Below are 16665 nucleotides of genomic sequence, written 5' to 3' on the forward strand. Positions count from 1 at the left end.
TCCCAAGCGTTCGCACACTTCACGCTCATTGAGTTTGGTGCCGGGAGCCAACACGCCTTCGATGATCAGGTTTTGCAAATGTTCAACAACCACATCATGCAATCGCTGCCGCTCCATACGAGGAAGATCGGGAGCGTTATTCGTTGGTTCGTTGATGTTGAATGTATTTTGCATACTAATTCCGGAACGTAATGCCATATTTTAATCGAATTGTAACGTCTGTCTGTGATGCTTAAAGCTAATTAGTGAAAAAACGTTAACTAGAAATAACCTATCTATCGCTGTAACGGACTCTGTTGCCAAGAATTTGAAAAGAATCGCTCGGTTGATATCTCTACTTAGAGTCCCTCCAATTTCAGTAATCATAAAAACGCATGAGAATCTCTTTACCGAGTGACTTTCTTTTGCTATAGTATTTTGTATGCAATATCCAATTATGGTGTTTCTCTCACGGAGATTTAAATGATCAAACTAGACTTTCATCCAGCAGGCCGTCACTTTTTACAGATTCCTGGCCCTAGCCCTGTACCGGATCGCATCCTGCGTGCGATGAGTTATCCGACCATCGACCATCGCGGCCCGGAATTCGCTGCGCTTGGTTTGAAAGTCTTGTCAGGCATCCAGAAAATTTTTAAAACCATACAACCAGTCATTATCTATCCCGCGTCCGGCACAGGCGCATGGGAGGCAGCACTCACCAACACACTCAGCCCAGGCGACACCGTGTTGATGTATGAAACAGGTCACTTCGCAACACTATGGAAAAAAATGGCAGAAGCACTCGGCCTCAAGCCTGAGTTCATTGGCTTGCCTGGCATAGAAGGCTGGCGTCGCGGCGTACAAGCCGATGCAATCGAAGCGCGCTTGCGCGCAGATACTGGCCACATCATTAAAGCGGTATGCGTTGTACATAACGAAACATCGACCGGCGTCACGTCAAATATCGCCGCTGTCCGCAAGGCGATTGATGCAGCAGGTCATCCGGCATTACTGCTGGTTGATACGATTTCCGGTTTGGCATCGGCCGACTATCGTCATGACGAATGGGGCGTCGACGTCACCGTATCGGGTTCGCAAAAAGGTTTGATGATGCCACCGGGAATCAGCTTCAACGCGGTGTCCAAAAAAGCGATCGCCGCCAGCAAAACAGCCAAACTGCCGCGCGCATTCTGGGGATGGGACGAAATCATCGAGATGAACAAAACTGGTTATTGGCCATACACGCCAAATACCAATCTGCTCTACGCTTTGTCTGAAGCGTTAGAGATGATTCTTGATGAAGGTTTGGATAACACGTTCGCGCGCCATGAACGCTTGGCTGCGGCCTGCCGTATTGCGGTCAACGCATGGGGACTGGAAGTGCAGTGCGCAGATCCCGATGTCTTCTCGCCGGTGCTGACCGGTGTCATGACGCCGGAAGGCATCGATGCCGACTTCGTGCGTAAAACAATTTATGAACGATTCAATATGTCGCTGGGTACTGGTCTCGGCAAGATGAAAGGTCGCATGTTCCGCATCGGCCATCTGGGCGAAGCGAACGACTTGACCTTGATGGCCACATTGGCTGGCGTCGAAATGGGATTGAAACTCTCAGGTGTCACGATCAAGGCGAGCGGCGTTACTGCAGCAATGGATTATCTGGCAAATCAGAAAATTCCTGCATTAAAAATAGCGGCTTAATTAAAAGCATTACAACGCGTTGCGGCTAAGTGCTATGCAAGTACCCGCAACGCGGTATTCGATGCTGCGACCTCGCTAACAAGGAAATATCAACATGCTCGTCAAGCCACTCCATTTCGCTCCAGCTAATACTATCGGCTTGTCTTCAGCTAGCCCATTGGCCAGATTGCTACACAAAGAATTGCGTGGCGATGTGTTGTTTAGTCCGGCTGACCGCGGGCGATATGCAACGGATGCATCGATCTATCAAATCATGCCGGTAGGCGTGGTTGTGCCGCGCGATCAGCAAGACTTACTGACTTGCTTGGACATCGCGCGCTCCGAGAAAGCACCGATACTTGCGCGTGGCGGCGGTACCAGCCAGTGTGGACAAACGGTGGGCGAAGCGCTGGTCATCGATAACAGTAAATGGCTGAACAACGTTATCGATTTTGATAAAGAGAAATTGAGCATCACGGTCGAACCTGGCATGGTGCTCGATCACCTGAACGCATGGCTCAAGCCACATGGTTTGTGGTTCCCTGTTGACGTATCAACTGCCGCGCAATGCACGATAGGCGGCATGACAGGTAATAATTCCTGCGGATCGCGCTCCATCGAATACGGCAACATGGTACACAACGTGCGCGGAATTGATGCCGTGCTGGCAGATGGTACGCAGGCGCGCTTCGAGACAATGGAAAACATGGCGCAAAACGCCCGCGTGCAGCAGATTGTGCAAGGCTTGCAGCAAATTGCTACACGCGAACGCGACGAAATCATCGAACGCGTACCCAAGGTGTTGCGGCGCGTTGCAGGCTACAACATCGATCTATTCGATTGCCAGAATCCACTCGCGTATACCGACGACGGCAGTGCCAATCTCGCTCACATATTGGTCGGCTCAGAAGGCACGCTTGCCTACAGCCGCCAGATTACGCTCAAGCTCGCACCTTTACCTGCGGCTAAAGTTCTCGGCGTAATTAACTTCCCGACCTTCTATCAGGCGATGGACATGACGCAACATATCGTCAAGCTCAAGCCTACAGCGGTTGAATTGGTTGATCGCACGATGATCGATCTGTCGCTGAGCAATCCTGCATTCAGACCTGTCATCGAGAAAGCATTGGTTGGTCAACCGCAGGCAATTTTACTGGTTGAATTTGCTGGTGACAGCAAGGCAGAACTGGTTGAAAGGCTATCGGCCTTATCTGATTTGATGAGTGATCTCGGCTTGCCGGGTTCAGTCGCTAATATGGTCGATGCGAACGAACAAAAAGCATTGTGGGATGTACGCAAGGCCGGCTTGAATATCATGATGAGCATGAAGGGCGATGGCAAACCGGTTTCGTTCATCGAAGATTGCGCGGTGCCGTTAGTACATCTGGCGGAATATACCGAACGCCTGACAGAGGTCTTCCACAAATATCAAACCGAAGGCACTTGGTACGCACACGCGAGTGTTGGTACTTTGCATGTGCGTCCGATACTCGACATGCGGCGCAACGGTGCAGCCGACATGCGCGCGATTGCGGAAGAAGCATCGGCATTGGTGCGTCAATACAAAGGCGCGTATTCCGGCGAGCACGGCGATGGCTTGTGCCGCGGCGAATGGGTGGCATGGCAATACGGCCCGAAACTGAATCAAGCCTTTAGCGAAATCAAGGATCTGTTCGATCCAGACAATCGCTTCAATCCCGACAAGATCGTGCGTCCACCGAAGATGGACGACAAGAGCAATTTCCGTTTCGCTCCCGGTTATCGCGAACTACCTATAGAAACCAAAATGGATTGGTCTGCATGGAACGTCACGCGCGATCCGGCCAGCGGATTGGAGACATCACCCGGCACCGGCGATGATCGCACTGGCGGCCTCGCCAAGGCAGTCGAGATGTGCAACAACAACGGTCATTGCCGCAAGTTCGACGCTGGCACCATGTGCCCGAGTTATCGCATCACCAAAGATGAACGCCACGTCACACGCGGCCGCGCCAATACTTTGCGGCTGGCGATTTCCGGCCAACTGGGCGACGACGGTTTAGCCAGCGCAGAAGTGAAAGAAGTGCTGGACCTCTGCGTCTCATGCAAAGGCTGCAAACGCGATTGCCCGACCGGCGTTGACATGGCGAAAGTCAAGATAGAAGCACGCGCCGCATGGGCTGATAGACACGGCAGCACCTTGCGCGATCGCATGGTTGCCTTCATGCCGCGCTATGCGCCATACGCCAGCCGTATCGGTGGATTGCTTGCTGCTGGCGAACGCTTGCCGTGGGTCGCTGGCTGGATAAAAAAACTCGTTGGACTCGCACCGCAACGTGCGTTCCCAAAATTCAAACGTTCATTCTTATCGCAGCAAATTGAGCGTCCAAGCGTGGGTAGCAAAGAAGTATTGCTCTTCGTTGATACCTTCAATAACTACATGGAGCCGGAGAACGCCGCCGCTGCACAAGCGGTACTACAAGCTGCCGGCTATACCGTGCATTTGAATATCAAAGCGAACGAACGACCGCTCTGTTGCGGTCGCACCTTTCTTTCTGCTGGCTTAATTGAAGAAGCGAAAAAAGAAGCGCGTCGCACACTCGATGCCTTGATGCCTTTCGTCAATCGTGGTGTCGCGGTGGTTGGCTTGGAGCCATCGTGCCTGTTGTCATTGCGCGATGAATTTTTAAGCTATGGCTATGGCGATGAAGCGAAAAAACTTGCCGCATCCGCTTTTCTATTCGAGGAATTTTTGGTCAAGGAACAGACAGCAGGAAGAATTGATCTCAAGCTATTGGACCTCAAACCACTGACATCAAACAAGGCCTCGCTGCACGGTCACTGCCACCAAAAGGCATTTGATGCAGTACGCCCTGTGCAAGCTGTTTTGAAGTGGATTCCTGAACTCGAGGTCTCTTTGATCGAATCCTCATGTTGCGGCATGGCCGGTAGTTTTGGTTATGAAGCGGAACACTACGAGGCATCACAGGCGATGGGTGAGTTGTCACTGTTCCCAGCAATACGCGAAGCCGCCGCTGGAACGATCTTCGTCGCCGATGGCACTAGTTGCCGACATCAAATTGCCGATGGTACGCAGCAAAATGCATTGCACGTAGCGCGTGTACTGGCAATGTCACTAGGGAGGTTAGTCTCGATTTCCGAAGGACTGCAGGAAAATGCAATATATGATGCGCGTGCGCTTGCAAAATCATTGGCAACTCCGCCGCCTCGTGGTTAGGGAAAAATATTGGTATGAAATTGGTTGGGTATTTGTGATCAAATTATTTGATGGTTTGCAAAGTTTGCATGCTCGGAAATTTCTACGGGGAAGCCATATAGGTTGTATTAAAAAAGGCAGTCGATGAAGATTCGTTTTATAGCAAATGCATCAGTTAGCTAATATCGAAACGAAATGATACTTAAGACAATTAAGATCAATATGCGACATGCAAAATTCTATAGTCGATTTATGACGGAAGATTCGTAATCAAATTAACTTTTATTTGATGGCGAAATTAATGCGGCGTGAATATACAAATGAAATCTCTCCGCAATATTCGCACTTGAGGAATATTAATTTGGACACTCCCTTGAGGTAGTGTTTTCTTACCTGTCTTCACTTAAGAACGCCCGGGACTTGCTTTGAACTCTACTGTCGTTTATGCCCTATTTCCCGTCATTTCTATAATTATAATCGGCGTTGGAATAGCCAAGATGAAGTGGGTAAGCCAGACGTCAATTAACGATTTGTCCAATCTGGTTTTTTATGTGCTAACACCAGCATTGCTGTTTCGCACGATGATCGGCGTGAAGTTGGTTGACTTGGATTTCACACCCATCGCTGTGTATTTTTTGGCCGTGGCCCTAGTATTCATAGCAACTATTCTCCTACACGGTTTTTCCACTATATCGTCGGCACGCGCTTTAGCGAATACCTTTAGCAACACAGTGATGATTGGCATCCCACTTATAAGTTTGGTATATGGTGAGGATGGGTTAGTCACATTGTTCACATTAATATCTATTCATGCTTTGGTGCTAATGACCGGGGGAACCATTGTGTTTGAGTTTGCAGTAGCGCGCCAAGCCGGGCGTGAAGGAGCGACGAGCAACATGGGCCGAACGCTGAGCGTTGCAATAAAAAATAGCGTGTTGCATCCGATTCCAATCCCGATTTTTGCCGGATTAATTTACGCGCAAATAGGGATTCCACTGCCGGAAATGGTGGACAAGCCGTTGCAGTTGATGGGGCAGGCGCTGGGCCCAATGTCACTACTTTTGGTGGGTGTGACGTTGGCATATAGCAGACTAAGTGGCAATATGCTCGCAGCTATCCGAATTGCTGTGGTTAAAACCATTATTCATCCAGCCATCTTTGTTGCGTGTGCTTGGTTGCTAGGCCTAAGAGGAATACCTATGGCGACTATGGCTATGGTGGCAGCGTTGCCTGTTGGAGCCAATGTATTCATGTTCACGCAACACTACAAAATAGCAGAGGACGAGATATCAGCAAGTATCGCCATTTCCACGATATTGTGTTTGTTCAGCTTGCCAATAATATTGATGATGCTCGGACACTATTGATCGTTCTTAATAACTCGTCACGTTTAGAACGCAATGATACTAACGAAAGTGGGTAGGAGATTTGGAGCAATCGACGTGGTTTACTTGTAATTACTCGTACCCGCACGTTCGTGACTAGGTCTCATTAAATAATATATCCAGATGACTGGAAATCTTTCCAAATACCTCGGGCGTTTCTGCCCGCTGAAATGGCGATACAGCCTAGGCTGGCGACATTTCCTTCCTACTCTCGATTAATGTGAGTTCAAGCTTTCGACTTGATTGAAACTGCCCTAACGACACCACGCAAGTAACGACAAACTTTGAGATATGTACATCGACTTGTGTGCGTTGAGATTTGAAGGTCGTGTGATCGAGTCGCATGCTTCGTCAGATAGTGGAAAGTGGATCAGTTTAGATTGGGTCAATATGTCTGCTATTTCGACAAATTGTCCGTCCTTTTTAATTCGATTTCTTGCAAACCTTTATTAATCATAGGTTTACTTTCTCTCTTTTGCTGGCACATCGATTGCGTAGTGTTCTCCATTGACTATTTTGTGAGTCATAACGGCCGTGCGAAATATATTTTGCGTAGCCGGAAAAAATCGCGGCACATGAATGCCGTGGACATTATTCAAAGGAGATTCAAACATGCTCGATTATTTTACGAGAGAACGAAGTATCGCTGCCCCAGGTTTCAACCGTTGGCTGGTACCGCCAGCGGCATTGGCGGTTCATCTATGCATTGGACAAGCCTATGCGTTTAGTATATTTAACGGCCCGCTCTCGAAAGTAATAGGTATAGACACTTCAGCACCAGATGATTGGAAGCTGACTACGTTAGGTTGGATATTTAGTATTGCGATGGTATTTCTGGGGCTAGCCGCAGCATTTGGCGGCAAATGGCTTGAAAAGGTGGGGCCACGCTTGACGATGTTTGTAGCTGCATGCTGCTTCGGTGGTGGATTCATGGTGTCAGCGTTGGGGGTACACCTGCATCAGATCTGGCTAATCTATCTAGGCTATGGGGTGCTTGGAGGAATTGGCTTAGGCTTGGGTTATGTGTCACCTGTTTCCACATTAATCAAATGGTTTCCCGACCGACGCGGAATGGCGACTGGCATGGCCATTATGGGTTTTGGTGGCGGGGCAATGATAGGGGCGCCATTATCTGTTTTACTAATGAGTCATTTTAAAACGCCTGCCTCTGTTGGCGTGATTGAGACTTTCATTGTAATGGGGACGCTTTACTTTATTTCGATGATGATCGGTGCGTTCTCAATTCGTATTCCGGCTTCCGATTGGAAACCTAAGGGTTGGATACCGCCGGTTGTCGAAAACAAAATGATCACTCGTAACCATGTACATATTGACCAAGCAATGAAGACTCCGCAGTTCTATTTGCTTTGGTTGGTTTTGTGTCTGAATGTGACAGCGGGTATTGGAGTGCTTGGTCAGGCATCAGTGATGATTCAAGAGACATTTAAGGACACTGTTTCAATCGCCGCAGCAGCGGGATTTGTGGGGCTGCTCAGTATCTTCAATATGGGGGGGCGTTTCTTCTGGTCGTCGATCTCAGATTATCTCGGGCGAAAAAACACTTATTTTACTTTCTTTGTTTTGGGTGCGATTCTTTATGCAAGCGTTCCTTACACAGGTCAGATTGGTAGCGTGGCCTTTTTCGTTATTTTCTATTGTGTGATCGTTAGCATGTATGGCGGTAGCTTTGCTACGGTACCGGTTTATCTAGCGGATCTGTTTGGAACAAAATTTGTGGGTGGCATACATGGTCGATTATTAACCGCATGGTCTGCGGCGGGTGTACTCGGCCCCGTCTTGGTTAATTACATACGCGAATATCAAATCAATCACGGCGTACCTAAAGGCGAAGCATACGCAGTAACAATGTACATCATGGCTGGTTTGCTGATCCTTGGTTTCATCTGTAATTTTTTGATTAAACCGGTTAGCGCTAAACATCACATGAAAGAAGACGGCGCAAAATCAACTAATAACCGTGGTATTAACGCCTGGTCTAGTCCTGGCGGAAGCCGTCAACCCGCGCGTCAGCGCTAGGCTAATTGGAGATTATTCATGAAAACAGTTACCAAAAAAAACAACCCAGTTATAGCGATAGTATTTTGGGCTTACGTCATCATTCCGTTGGCTTGGGGTCTGTCGTCGACAATTCAAAAGGCAATGGCATTATTTAATTAATATATTTGCTAATTAAAAAAACGAGACTCCAAATAGGGGCCTCGTTTTTTTTCGATTGAACATTCAATGAATTGCTTTTCAAAAACGCTTGAGGGGCGCGGTAAATGCGAAGTGTAGAAACCGTGTATAAGAATAAATTATCCGCCTCCTATGTTATCCACAAACAATGACTACTGTTCCCCAAATAAATACGACTAATGATGAGCCCTTTCTTGAGGCCTTTGGCGGGTGGCAAGAGCGGACAATTCTTATTGTCGACGATGAGCCTGGTATGCGCAGTTTTCTGTACCGCACATTGGTAAGCCGTTGCAGTCGAGTTGAAAGCGTGGAATCCGTTGAAGAGGCAAGTGTAATACTCGGGCTACGTCATTTCGATCTGATTATTTTAGATAATTCATTACCTGGAAAAGCAGGCGTAGATTGGTTACAAGAGATCCGTGAACTAGGATTACATAACGATGTTGTGCTGATTACTGCTTTTGCCGATTTGGAAATTGCAATTCGAGCACTGCGTGCTGGTGCTTCGGATTTTTTGCTAAAGCCATTTCGGGTCAACCAAATTCTAAGTGCAATCGGACGCTGTTTCGACCGTGCTCAGCTACGACGAGAAAATTTTGTTCTCCGTAGAGAGTTGGATTCTCACGTGGCCCTTGGAGTTGACGGACTTATTGGTCAATCTAATGCTTTGCAGCCTATACGAGAGGCAATAACGCGGTTAGCTTTAGTCCCTAGCACTGTATTGATTACCGGGGAATCTGGCACGGGCAAAGAGATTGCGGCGCGGGCGATGCATTATCTGAGTAATCGTTCTGGAAACCATTTTGTGCCAATTAATTGTGGTGCGGTTGCCCCGGAGATTATCGAAAGCGAGTTGTTTGGTCACATCAAAGGTGCATTTAGCGGAGCCGCGTCGTCTCGTGAGGGCTTATTTTTTTATGCACAAGGTGGGACGCTTTTCTTGGATGAAGTTGCTGAATTGCCGCTAGCGCTACAGGTAAAACTTTTGCGAGTATTAGAAGAAAGAAAAATCCGACCGGTGGGTGCCGAGCGTGAAATCCCAGTCGATGTACGCGTCATTGCCGCGACTAATCGAAATGTAGAGGACGCGGTTAGAGATGGACGATTCCGTGAGGATCTCTATTACCGTCTCAATGTAGTACAACTACACATGCCTCCTTTACGCGAGCGTATGGATGATATTCCGGCACTTGCTAGTTATTTTTCAAGACAGTTATCGCAACAGCTTGGTGTTCCAGCAAGGGAGCCAGACAATACGTTGTTAGCATCAATGTCGTCCTATGCGTGGCCAGGAAATGTAAGAGAACTGCGCAACGCAATTGAGAGATGGCTTATTTTAGGAAGCATTCCCGACGCGGCTTCGGGCGGTCGATATTCGAAAGCGGAAGTTGGTAAGAGCATAGATGAATCGCTTGAAGCTGTTGAGAAGCGGCATATGCTTAAGGTATTGTCGGAAGCAGGTGGAAGTAAGACTGAAGCTGCGCGCAGGTTAGGCGTTTCTCGGAAGACGCTTGAGCGTAAATGTGCTGAATGGAACGTTTAAGAAAGTTTCCCAATGCGCGATTCGCTTCTAAATTTTGTTGAGCAGATTCGACTAGGAAATACGTCAGTTCGTACAAAATTGTTGCTTGTCGCTTTAGTGCCATTTCTTACAGTTTTGCCCGTCCTCTTTTGGCTACTTTCTTATTGGGGCGTTGCTTATTACGACCGGCTTCTAACCTTCAAAGTTAATAGTGACCTTACAGTAGCCCATGAATATTTTATTCATGTTAAGGAAAAAATTGGACTTGATGTCTCAAGTTTGGGAGAGTCGCATCATTTTGTAATGACTGTGCGAGATGGCGATCATGATCATTTGCAGCAATTACTGAGTGACAAGAAAGAGATTCTTAAACTAGATTTTTTATATTTTCTTGATACTACGGGACGGGTGGTTGCGTCATCGAATTCGCGTGATAAATCGTTGGATATTAGTCACGCAGATTGGCCTGTCGTGAAGGCTTCTCTTCTTGGTAAAGACGAAACCGGTATCGATATATATTCACCGGAGCAGTTAGCTCAAATCGATGACAGCGTTGCTAGTAAGGCGCTTATAGAATTGGTGAATACATCGAACGCAGCGCCGACGACCAAGACTGCGGAAAGAAGCGGGATGATTATTCATTCTGCTACTCCAGTGCGAAATGCAGATGGCACCCTTTTAGGAGTGCTAGAAGCTGGAACGTTACTTAATCAAAATTTGGGATTTGTCGATACGATTAACGGCCTAGTTTATGCGGAAGGCTCTCTGCCACAAGGAAGTGCCGGCACTGCAACTTTATTTATTGATGATGTACGCATCGCTACCAACGTTCGTTTGTTTGGTGATAAACGAGCGCTAGGTACACGAGCTTCGCACATGGTGCGGAATCACGTTCTAGTTGATGGAAAAATTTGGCTTGATCGAGCATTTGTTGTACATGATTGGTACATTTCTGCATACGAGCCGATAAGTGATAGCTTCGGTAAGCGCGTAGGCATGCTGTATGTCGGCTATCTCGAAGCGCCATTTCGTCAAGCAAAGGAAACAGCGATTGCTTTGCTTGCGGTTCTCTTTATCCTGATCTGTATTGGGGGAGTGTATTTTTCTCTACGTGTGGCCCGCAATATTTACGGGCCACTAGCAAACATGAATCGCACCATGACCGCTGTAGAGCAAGGTGAAATGCATGTACGTACTGGCGTTGGCCCTCATCATGCTAATGATATTAGTAGTAAAGATGAGTTGAAAAATTTATCTCGTCATCTTGATGAACTGCTCGATACCGTCCAGCTACAAAATTCGAAACTAAGGGCTTGGGGAAATGAGCTTGACCGTAAGGTTATTGAAAGAACGGTTGAACTCGAAAAAACCAATAAACTTTTAATTCAAGCGCAACAACAGTTAGTTCTCGCCGAGAAGTTAGCGACAATTGGAGAAATTACAGCAGGAGTCGCGCATGAAATTAATAATCCAGTCGCAGTGCTGCAAGGTAACCTTGACGTACTAAGAGATACTTTAGGTTCAGCTAGTAAGCCAGTACAGGGTGAACTGCAACTGATGGACCAGCAAATTCATCGCATTAATACCATTGTAACCAAGCTACTGCAGTTCGCAAATCCAGGTGAATTTGCTGGCTACGTGGAGACGATATCTGTCGATGATGTGATAACAGATTCTTTGGTATTAGTTCGACATTTACTTAACCAAAAAGGTATTAAAGTCGTTTATGAGAAATCCGAAACCCTGGCAGTCCCTATCAATCGCGGCGAATTACAGCAAGTGTTAATCAACCTCTGCACGAATGCTATTCACGCAATGAAGCAGGGGGGGACGTTAACATTAGCGGCGCGGGACTGGCAGGAGGAAGGGAACGTGCAGGGAACATTAATTATTGTGAAAGATAATGGGGTCGGTATTAAGAGAGATGATATTTTGCGAGTTTTTGACGCTTTTTTTACGACAAAACACCAAGGTGGTACTGGTCTTGGCTTATCGATTAGCTACACATTGGTTGCGCGGTATGGAGGAACTATTACGGTAAAAAGTGAGTATGGCTCGGGCACGGAATTCACTGTTCGGCTTTTAGCTTAAATCGTTTTCTCTTTAATTGATTGCCTGCGCTATGACTTACTGTTTACGGCGGCTTGTCCAGCTCGGAGTAATGCTCTGCGCATCTGCTCTTGGGCCATCTTTCATCATTAGTCTGACTGCATCTACTCTCACTCTGTAACTGAACAATGATTGAGAGCGGACTTTGCCGCGGTGTCTTATTTACTGTCGAGTTGTATCGAAAAATGGCTAATGAGCCGCGTGATTTGCATCAAAATCTGACCCACTTACTTACCAAAATGAGTAAGTTAAGGCAGGATGTCACGACCGAATGCTCGCGCATCTCTCTGGAGTAAATTGCTGTATATGATGGAAAGAAGATAGCCGTTCTTCATATAATTGTATGAAAAACGGCTAAGCGCTTGGCCTTTCAAAAGCGAATATTACTCATAATAGTGATCAACTATTTTGTCGTTGCTAGTTCATTACCTTGACGAATACGCTGACTACTTGCAAATTCCTCTTGCTGGGTGTTGAAGCGGTTGTAGGTACGCTGCCATTCCGAAGGCTGAGCAACCGGCATGACTTGAACTGCAGTCACTTTGTATTCAGGACAATTGGTCGCCCAATCGGACGAACTGGTTGTAATCACATTCGCTCCCGATTCTGGGAAATGAAACGTGGTATATACAACCCCCGGTTGAATTCGTTCTGTAACTTCAGCACGCAATACCGATTCGCCAGCTCGTGATTTAATACCAACCCAATCGTCCTGCTTGATGCCACGATCTTCCGCATCCTGTGGATGGATCTCGAGGCGATCTTCGCTGTGCCAGATATTGTTGTCGGTACGGCGAGTTTGCGCGCCTACGTTGTATTGCGACAAGATACGACCGGTGGTCAAAATCAATGGATACTTGTTGTTGACCTTTTCTCCACTACCGAAATGTTTGGTATTGAAGAACTTACCTTTACCGCGTACGAACTCACCGATATGCATGGTGGGCGTACCTTCTGGGGCTGCATCGTTGCATGGCCATTGAATACTGCCGCCGAGGGCATCGATACGCTTAAAGCTCACACCGGTGAAGGTAGGTGTTAAGGAGGCTACTTCATCCATTATTTCGCGTGGATGTTTGTAGCTCATTGGATAGCCCAATGCGTTCGACAGCATGCAGGTCACTTCCCAATCTGCATAACCTGCCTTTGGTGGCATCACTTTGCGCACGCGCGAGATGCGACGTTCTGCGTTGGTGAAGGTACCGTCTTTTTCCAGGAACGATGAACCCGGCAAGAATACGTGTGCGTATTTGGCGGTTTCGTTTAGGAAGATGTCTTGTACAACTACACATTCCATTGCTTCTAGTGCTGCTGTGGTGTGTTGCGTGTTCGGGTCAGATTGCACTACATCTTCGCCTTGGCAATATAAACCCATGAATGAACCTTCGAGCGCAGCATCGAACATGTTCGGAATACGCAGACCGGGTTCTGGATCGAGTACGCAATTCCAGGCAGATTCAAACTCCATCCGTACTGTGGTATCGGAGACATGTCTGTAACCTGGCAATTCGTGCGGGAAGGAACCCATATCGCACGAACCTTGCACGTTGTTTTGACCGCGCAGTGGGTTGACGCCCACACCTTCGCGACCAATGTTTCCGGTCGCCATCATCAAATTCGCAATCGCAATAACAGAAGTGGAACCTTGTGCATGCTCTGTTACGCCGAGACCGTAATAGATCGAACCATTGCCACCAGTCGCCAGTAGGCGAGCAGCACCTCGAACATCCGCTGCAGGCACACCTGTAAATTCTTCCATCGCCTCTGGTGAATTTTCTGGGAGCGATACAAATTCTTGCCATTCATTGAAAGATTTGATCTCGCAACGCTCAGCGATAAATTCAGACTTATGTAGATTCTCCGTAATGATGACATGTGCCAGTGCATTAAGGATTGCAACGTTACCGCCTGGTTTTAGCTTTAAGTGGTAGTTCGCTTTGATATGTGGGGAGTTAACCATCTCGATGGTACGTGGATCAATGATGATTAGTTTCGCACCTTGACGCACACGACGTTTTATCTGCGATGAAAAGACGGGGTGTGCGGCAGTGGGGTTTGATCCCATGATAATAATGACATCGGATTTCATGACCGATTCAAAGGTTTGCGTACCAGCTGATTCACCCAGAGTTACTTTCAGACCGTAGCCTGTAGGCGAGTGGCAAACACGTGCACAGGTATCAACGTTGTTGTTACCGAATGCTGCGCGAACCAACTTCTGAACGAGGTAGCCTTCTTCGTTGGTGCAACGTGACGATACCAAACCGCCGATCGAATCCTTGCCGTATTTTGCCTGGATGCGTTTGAATTCTGACGCGGTGTAGTTGATCGCTTCTTCCCATGAAACTTCTTTCCATGGATCAGTGATTTTGCTGCGGATCATCGGTTTCAACATGCGGTCTTTATGCGTTGCATAACCCCATGCAAAACGACCTTTGACGCAAGCGTGGCCTTGGTTAGCTTTGCCGTCTGGATTTGGCACCATGCGGACAACTTCGTTGCCCTTCATTTCGGCTTTGAACGAGCAACCAACACCGCAGTATGCGCAGGTAGTGACTTTGCTGTGTTCGCCCTGGCCCATCATGATGACGGTTTTTTCAGTCAAGGTCGCTGTTGGGCATGCGTCAACGCAAGCACCGCAAGATACGCATTCTGATTCGATGAAGTCTTCATTTTGACTTGCCGACACGCGCGATGCAAAACCACGGCCGTCGATAGTCAACGCGAAGGTACCTTGTGTTTCTTCGCAAGCGCGAACGCAGCGATTACAAACGATACATTTCGATGCGTCGTAAGTGAAGTAAGGATTGGATTCGTCTTTTTCCAGCTTCAGATGGTTTTCACCATCGTAGCCGTAACGTACGTCTCGCAGACCGACTACACCAGCCATGTCTTGCAGTTCGCAATTGCCGTTGGTTGGGCAGGTCAGGCAATCCAGCGGGTGATCGGAGATGTACAACTCCATCACGCCACGGCGAATGTCGGCCAGCTTAGGCGTTTGTGTTTTGATCTTCATGCCAGCTTCAGCCGGCGTGGTGCACGATGCAGGGTAGCCGCGGCGGCCTTCGATCTCGACCAGACACAGACGGCATGAGCCGAATGCTTCCAGGCTGTCGGTGGCGCACAGTTTCGGCACGTTGATGCCGACTTCTGCCGCTGCACGCATGACGGATGTGCCTTGTGGCACGGTGACTTCTACGCCGTCGATTTCCAGTGTTACCAGATTCTCGGATTTACTTTTCGGCGTGCCGTAATCGATACCATTTAATTGATTCATGTTTCGCTCCAGTCTCTTAACTTATTTGCCAATACTGATTGAATAAGAGTACGTCGCATAACGCAGAGTGGATAGGATCAGATTCGCACAATTTATTCATATCAGATACTAAACATAGGCATTGGAAAAACATTAAAAGCATAGGTCGCGTGGGGGCTACTTCATAGAATCAGATCCGTAATATTACTCGTATCAGATTGAGAATTTGAGAATGAAAAAACCTTTATGAAACTGATATGCAATTTACGTAAATTCTGATTCTTTTAGCGAGTCACGATATGAATTATGGTCATACCGTGACAGAACCGGGTGCGTGTAACTGGTACACGTACCCGGTTCTTCCTGACCAGAGAGCTAAGACAAAATGAATGATTATCCATATTTGAAAACCGATAACGGTGGTATCAGCGGTAGCTTGGTTGCATTGGTCACACCAATGTATCCAGACGGTAGACTTGATCTTGAGGCCTTTAGGAATTTGATTGAATGGCACATTAGCGAGGGTACCGATGGCATTGTGGTTGCTGGTACAACGGGAGAATCGCCAACTATCGATACTGAAGAACATGGTGAGCTGATTAGGATTGCCGTCGAACAAGCAGCTGGAAGGTTGCCAATTATTGCTGGTACTGGCGCAAATTCGACTGCGGAAGCGATTGAATTAACGGAATTTGCGCGCCATGTAGGCGCAAGCGCTAGTTTGTCAGTCGTTCCGTATTACAACAAGCCGAGTCAGGAAGGACTGTACCGGCACTATCGTAAAATCGTTGAAACGGTAGACTTGCCCTTGATCTTGTATAACGTTCCTGGACGTACTGTGGCTGATTTAGAAAATCAGACAGTACTACGTCTATCTCAAGTGCCAGGTGTCGTTGGTATTAAAGACGCTACTGGCAATATCTCCCGTGGGCTGATGCTATTGCGCGAATTGCCTCAATCATTTGCAGTATTTAGCGGTGATGATGCAACTGCTTCTGTATTGATGTTGGCCGGCGCACGCGGCAATATCTCTGTGACGGCGAACGTTTTACCAAGATTGATGAAAGCGTTGTGTGATGCAGCCTTGAGAGGGGCCGTGCAACAGACGCGAGAAATTGATAATTTGTTGGCGCCTATCAACCGTGCTCTATTCATCGAAGCGAATCCTATTCCTGTTAAGTGGGTATTGGCAAAGCTTGGTCATATTCTAGAGGGCTATCGTTTGCCATTATCAGAGCTAGATGAGCGGTTCCATGATGAGGTGAGATCAGCGATGCAATCAGCCGATGCTATGCTGGTTTCTGCGTAGCGAGTTATCTAGTACTTCAAAATACGCTTTATA

Annotated in this window: 9 protein-coding genes and 1 pseudogene; 8 read left to right on the forward strand and 2 right to left on the reverse strand. The window is 47.5% G+C overall.

Annotated elements, in window-relative coordinates; translation table 11 throughout:
• Positions 1-174 (reverse strand): annotated as a pseudogene (locus Q7T66_RS17450) (GntR family transcriptional regulator); the annotation flags it as partial.
• A 288-nt stretch (positions 175-462) separates the two neighbouring features.
• On the opposite strand from Q7T66_RS17450, the gene Q7T66_RS17455 reads away from it, so the two are divergent.
• The 7 genes from Q7T66_RS17455 to Q7T66_RS17485 all read left to right on the forward strand — a co-directional run bounded on the left by Q7T66_RS17455 (position 463) and on the right by Q7T66_RS17485 (position 12049).
• Positions 463-1680: an alanine--glyoxylate aminotransferase family protein gene (locus Q7T66_RS17455; protein ID WP_304934380.1), complete on the forward strand. Its 1218-nt coding sequence runs from the start codon at positions 463-465 to the stop codon at positions 1678-1680.
• A gap of 94 nt (positions 1681-1774) precedes the next feature.
• Positions 1775-4876 carry an FAD-binding and (Fe-S)-binding domain-containing protein gene (locus Q7T66_RS17460; RefSeq protein WP_304934381.1) on the forward strand — a complete coding sequence of 1034 codons (3102 nt, stop codon included), beginning with the start codon at positions 1775-1777 and terminating at the stop codon, positions 4874-4876.
• Positions 4877-5280: 404 nt separating this feature from the next.
• Complete coding sequence (locus Q7T66_RS17465) at positions 5281-6222, forward strand: AEC family transporter (RefSeq protein WP_304934382.1); 942 nt, start codon at positions 5281-5283, stop codon at positions 6220-6222.
• Between the two features lie 630 nt (positions 6223-6852).
• The gene (locus Q7T66_RS17470; protein ID WP_304934383.1) at positions 6853-8277 is read left to right on the forward strand and encodes an OFA family MFS transporter; all 1425 of its coding nucleotides are present in this window, start codon (positions 6853-6855) and stop codon (positions 8275-8277) included.
• An 18-nt stretch (positions 8278-8295) separates the two neighbouring features.
• Positions 8296-8418 carry an oxalate:formate antiporter gene (locus Q7T66_RS17475; protein WP_304934384.1) on the forward strand — a complete coding sequence of 41 codons (123 nt, stop codon included), beginning with the start codon at positions 8296-8298 and terminating at the stop codon, positions 8416-8418.
• A gap of 166 nt (positions 8419-8584) precedes the next feature.
• Complete coding sequence (locus Q7T66_RS17480; protein WP_304934385.1) at positions 8585-9979, forward strand: sigma-54 dependent transcriptional regulator; 1395 nt, start codon at positions 8585-8587, stop codon at positions 9977-9979.
• A gap of 12 nt (positions 9980-9991) precedes the next feature.
• Positions 9992-12049 (forward strand): cache domain-containing protein, encoded by a 2058-nt coding sequence (locus Q7T66_RS17485; RefSeq protein ID WP_304934386.1) that lies wholly within the window; start codon positions 9992-9994, stop codon positions 12047-12049.
• A gap of 421 nt (positions 12050-12470) precedes the next feature.
• Here Q7T66_RS17485 and fdhF read toward each other — a convergent pair whose 3' ends face one another.
• A complete protein-coding gene (gene fdhF / locus Q7T66_RS17490; RefSeq protein WP_304934387.1) occupies positions 12471-15344 on the reverse strand; it encodes a formate dehydrogenase subunit alpha in 2874 nt (957 codons plus the stop codon).
• Positions 15345-15708: 364 nt separating this feature from the next.
• Here fdhF and dapA point away from each other — a divergent pair, with 364 nt between their 5' ends.
• Entirely contained in the window at positions 15709-16632 is a 924-nt protein-coding gene (gene dapA / locus Q7T66_RS17495; RefSeq protein WP_304934388.1) for a 4-hydroxy-tetrahydrodipicolinate synthase, read from the forward strand.
• Positions 16633-16665 lie beyond the last annotated feature (33 nt).

The sequence above is a fragment of the Herminiimonas sp. genome (assembly GCF_030655415.1).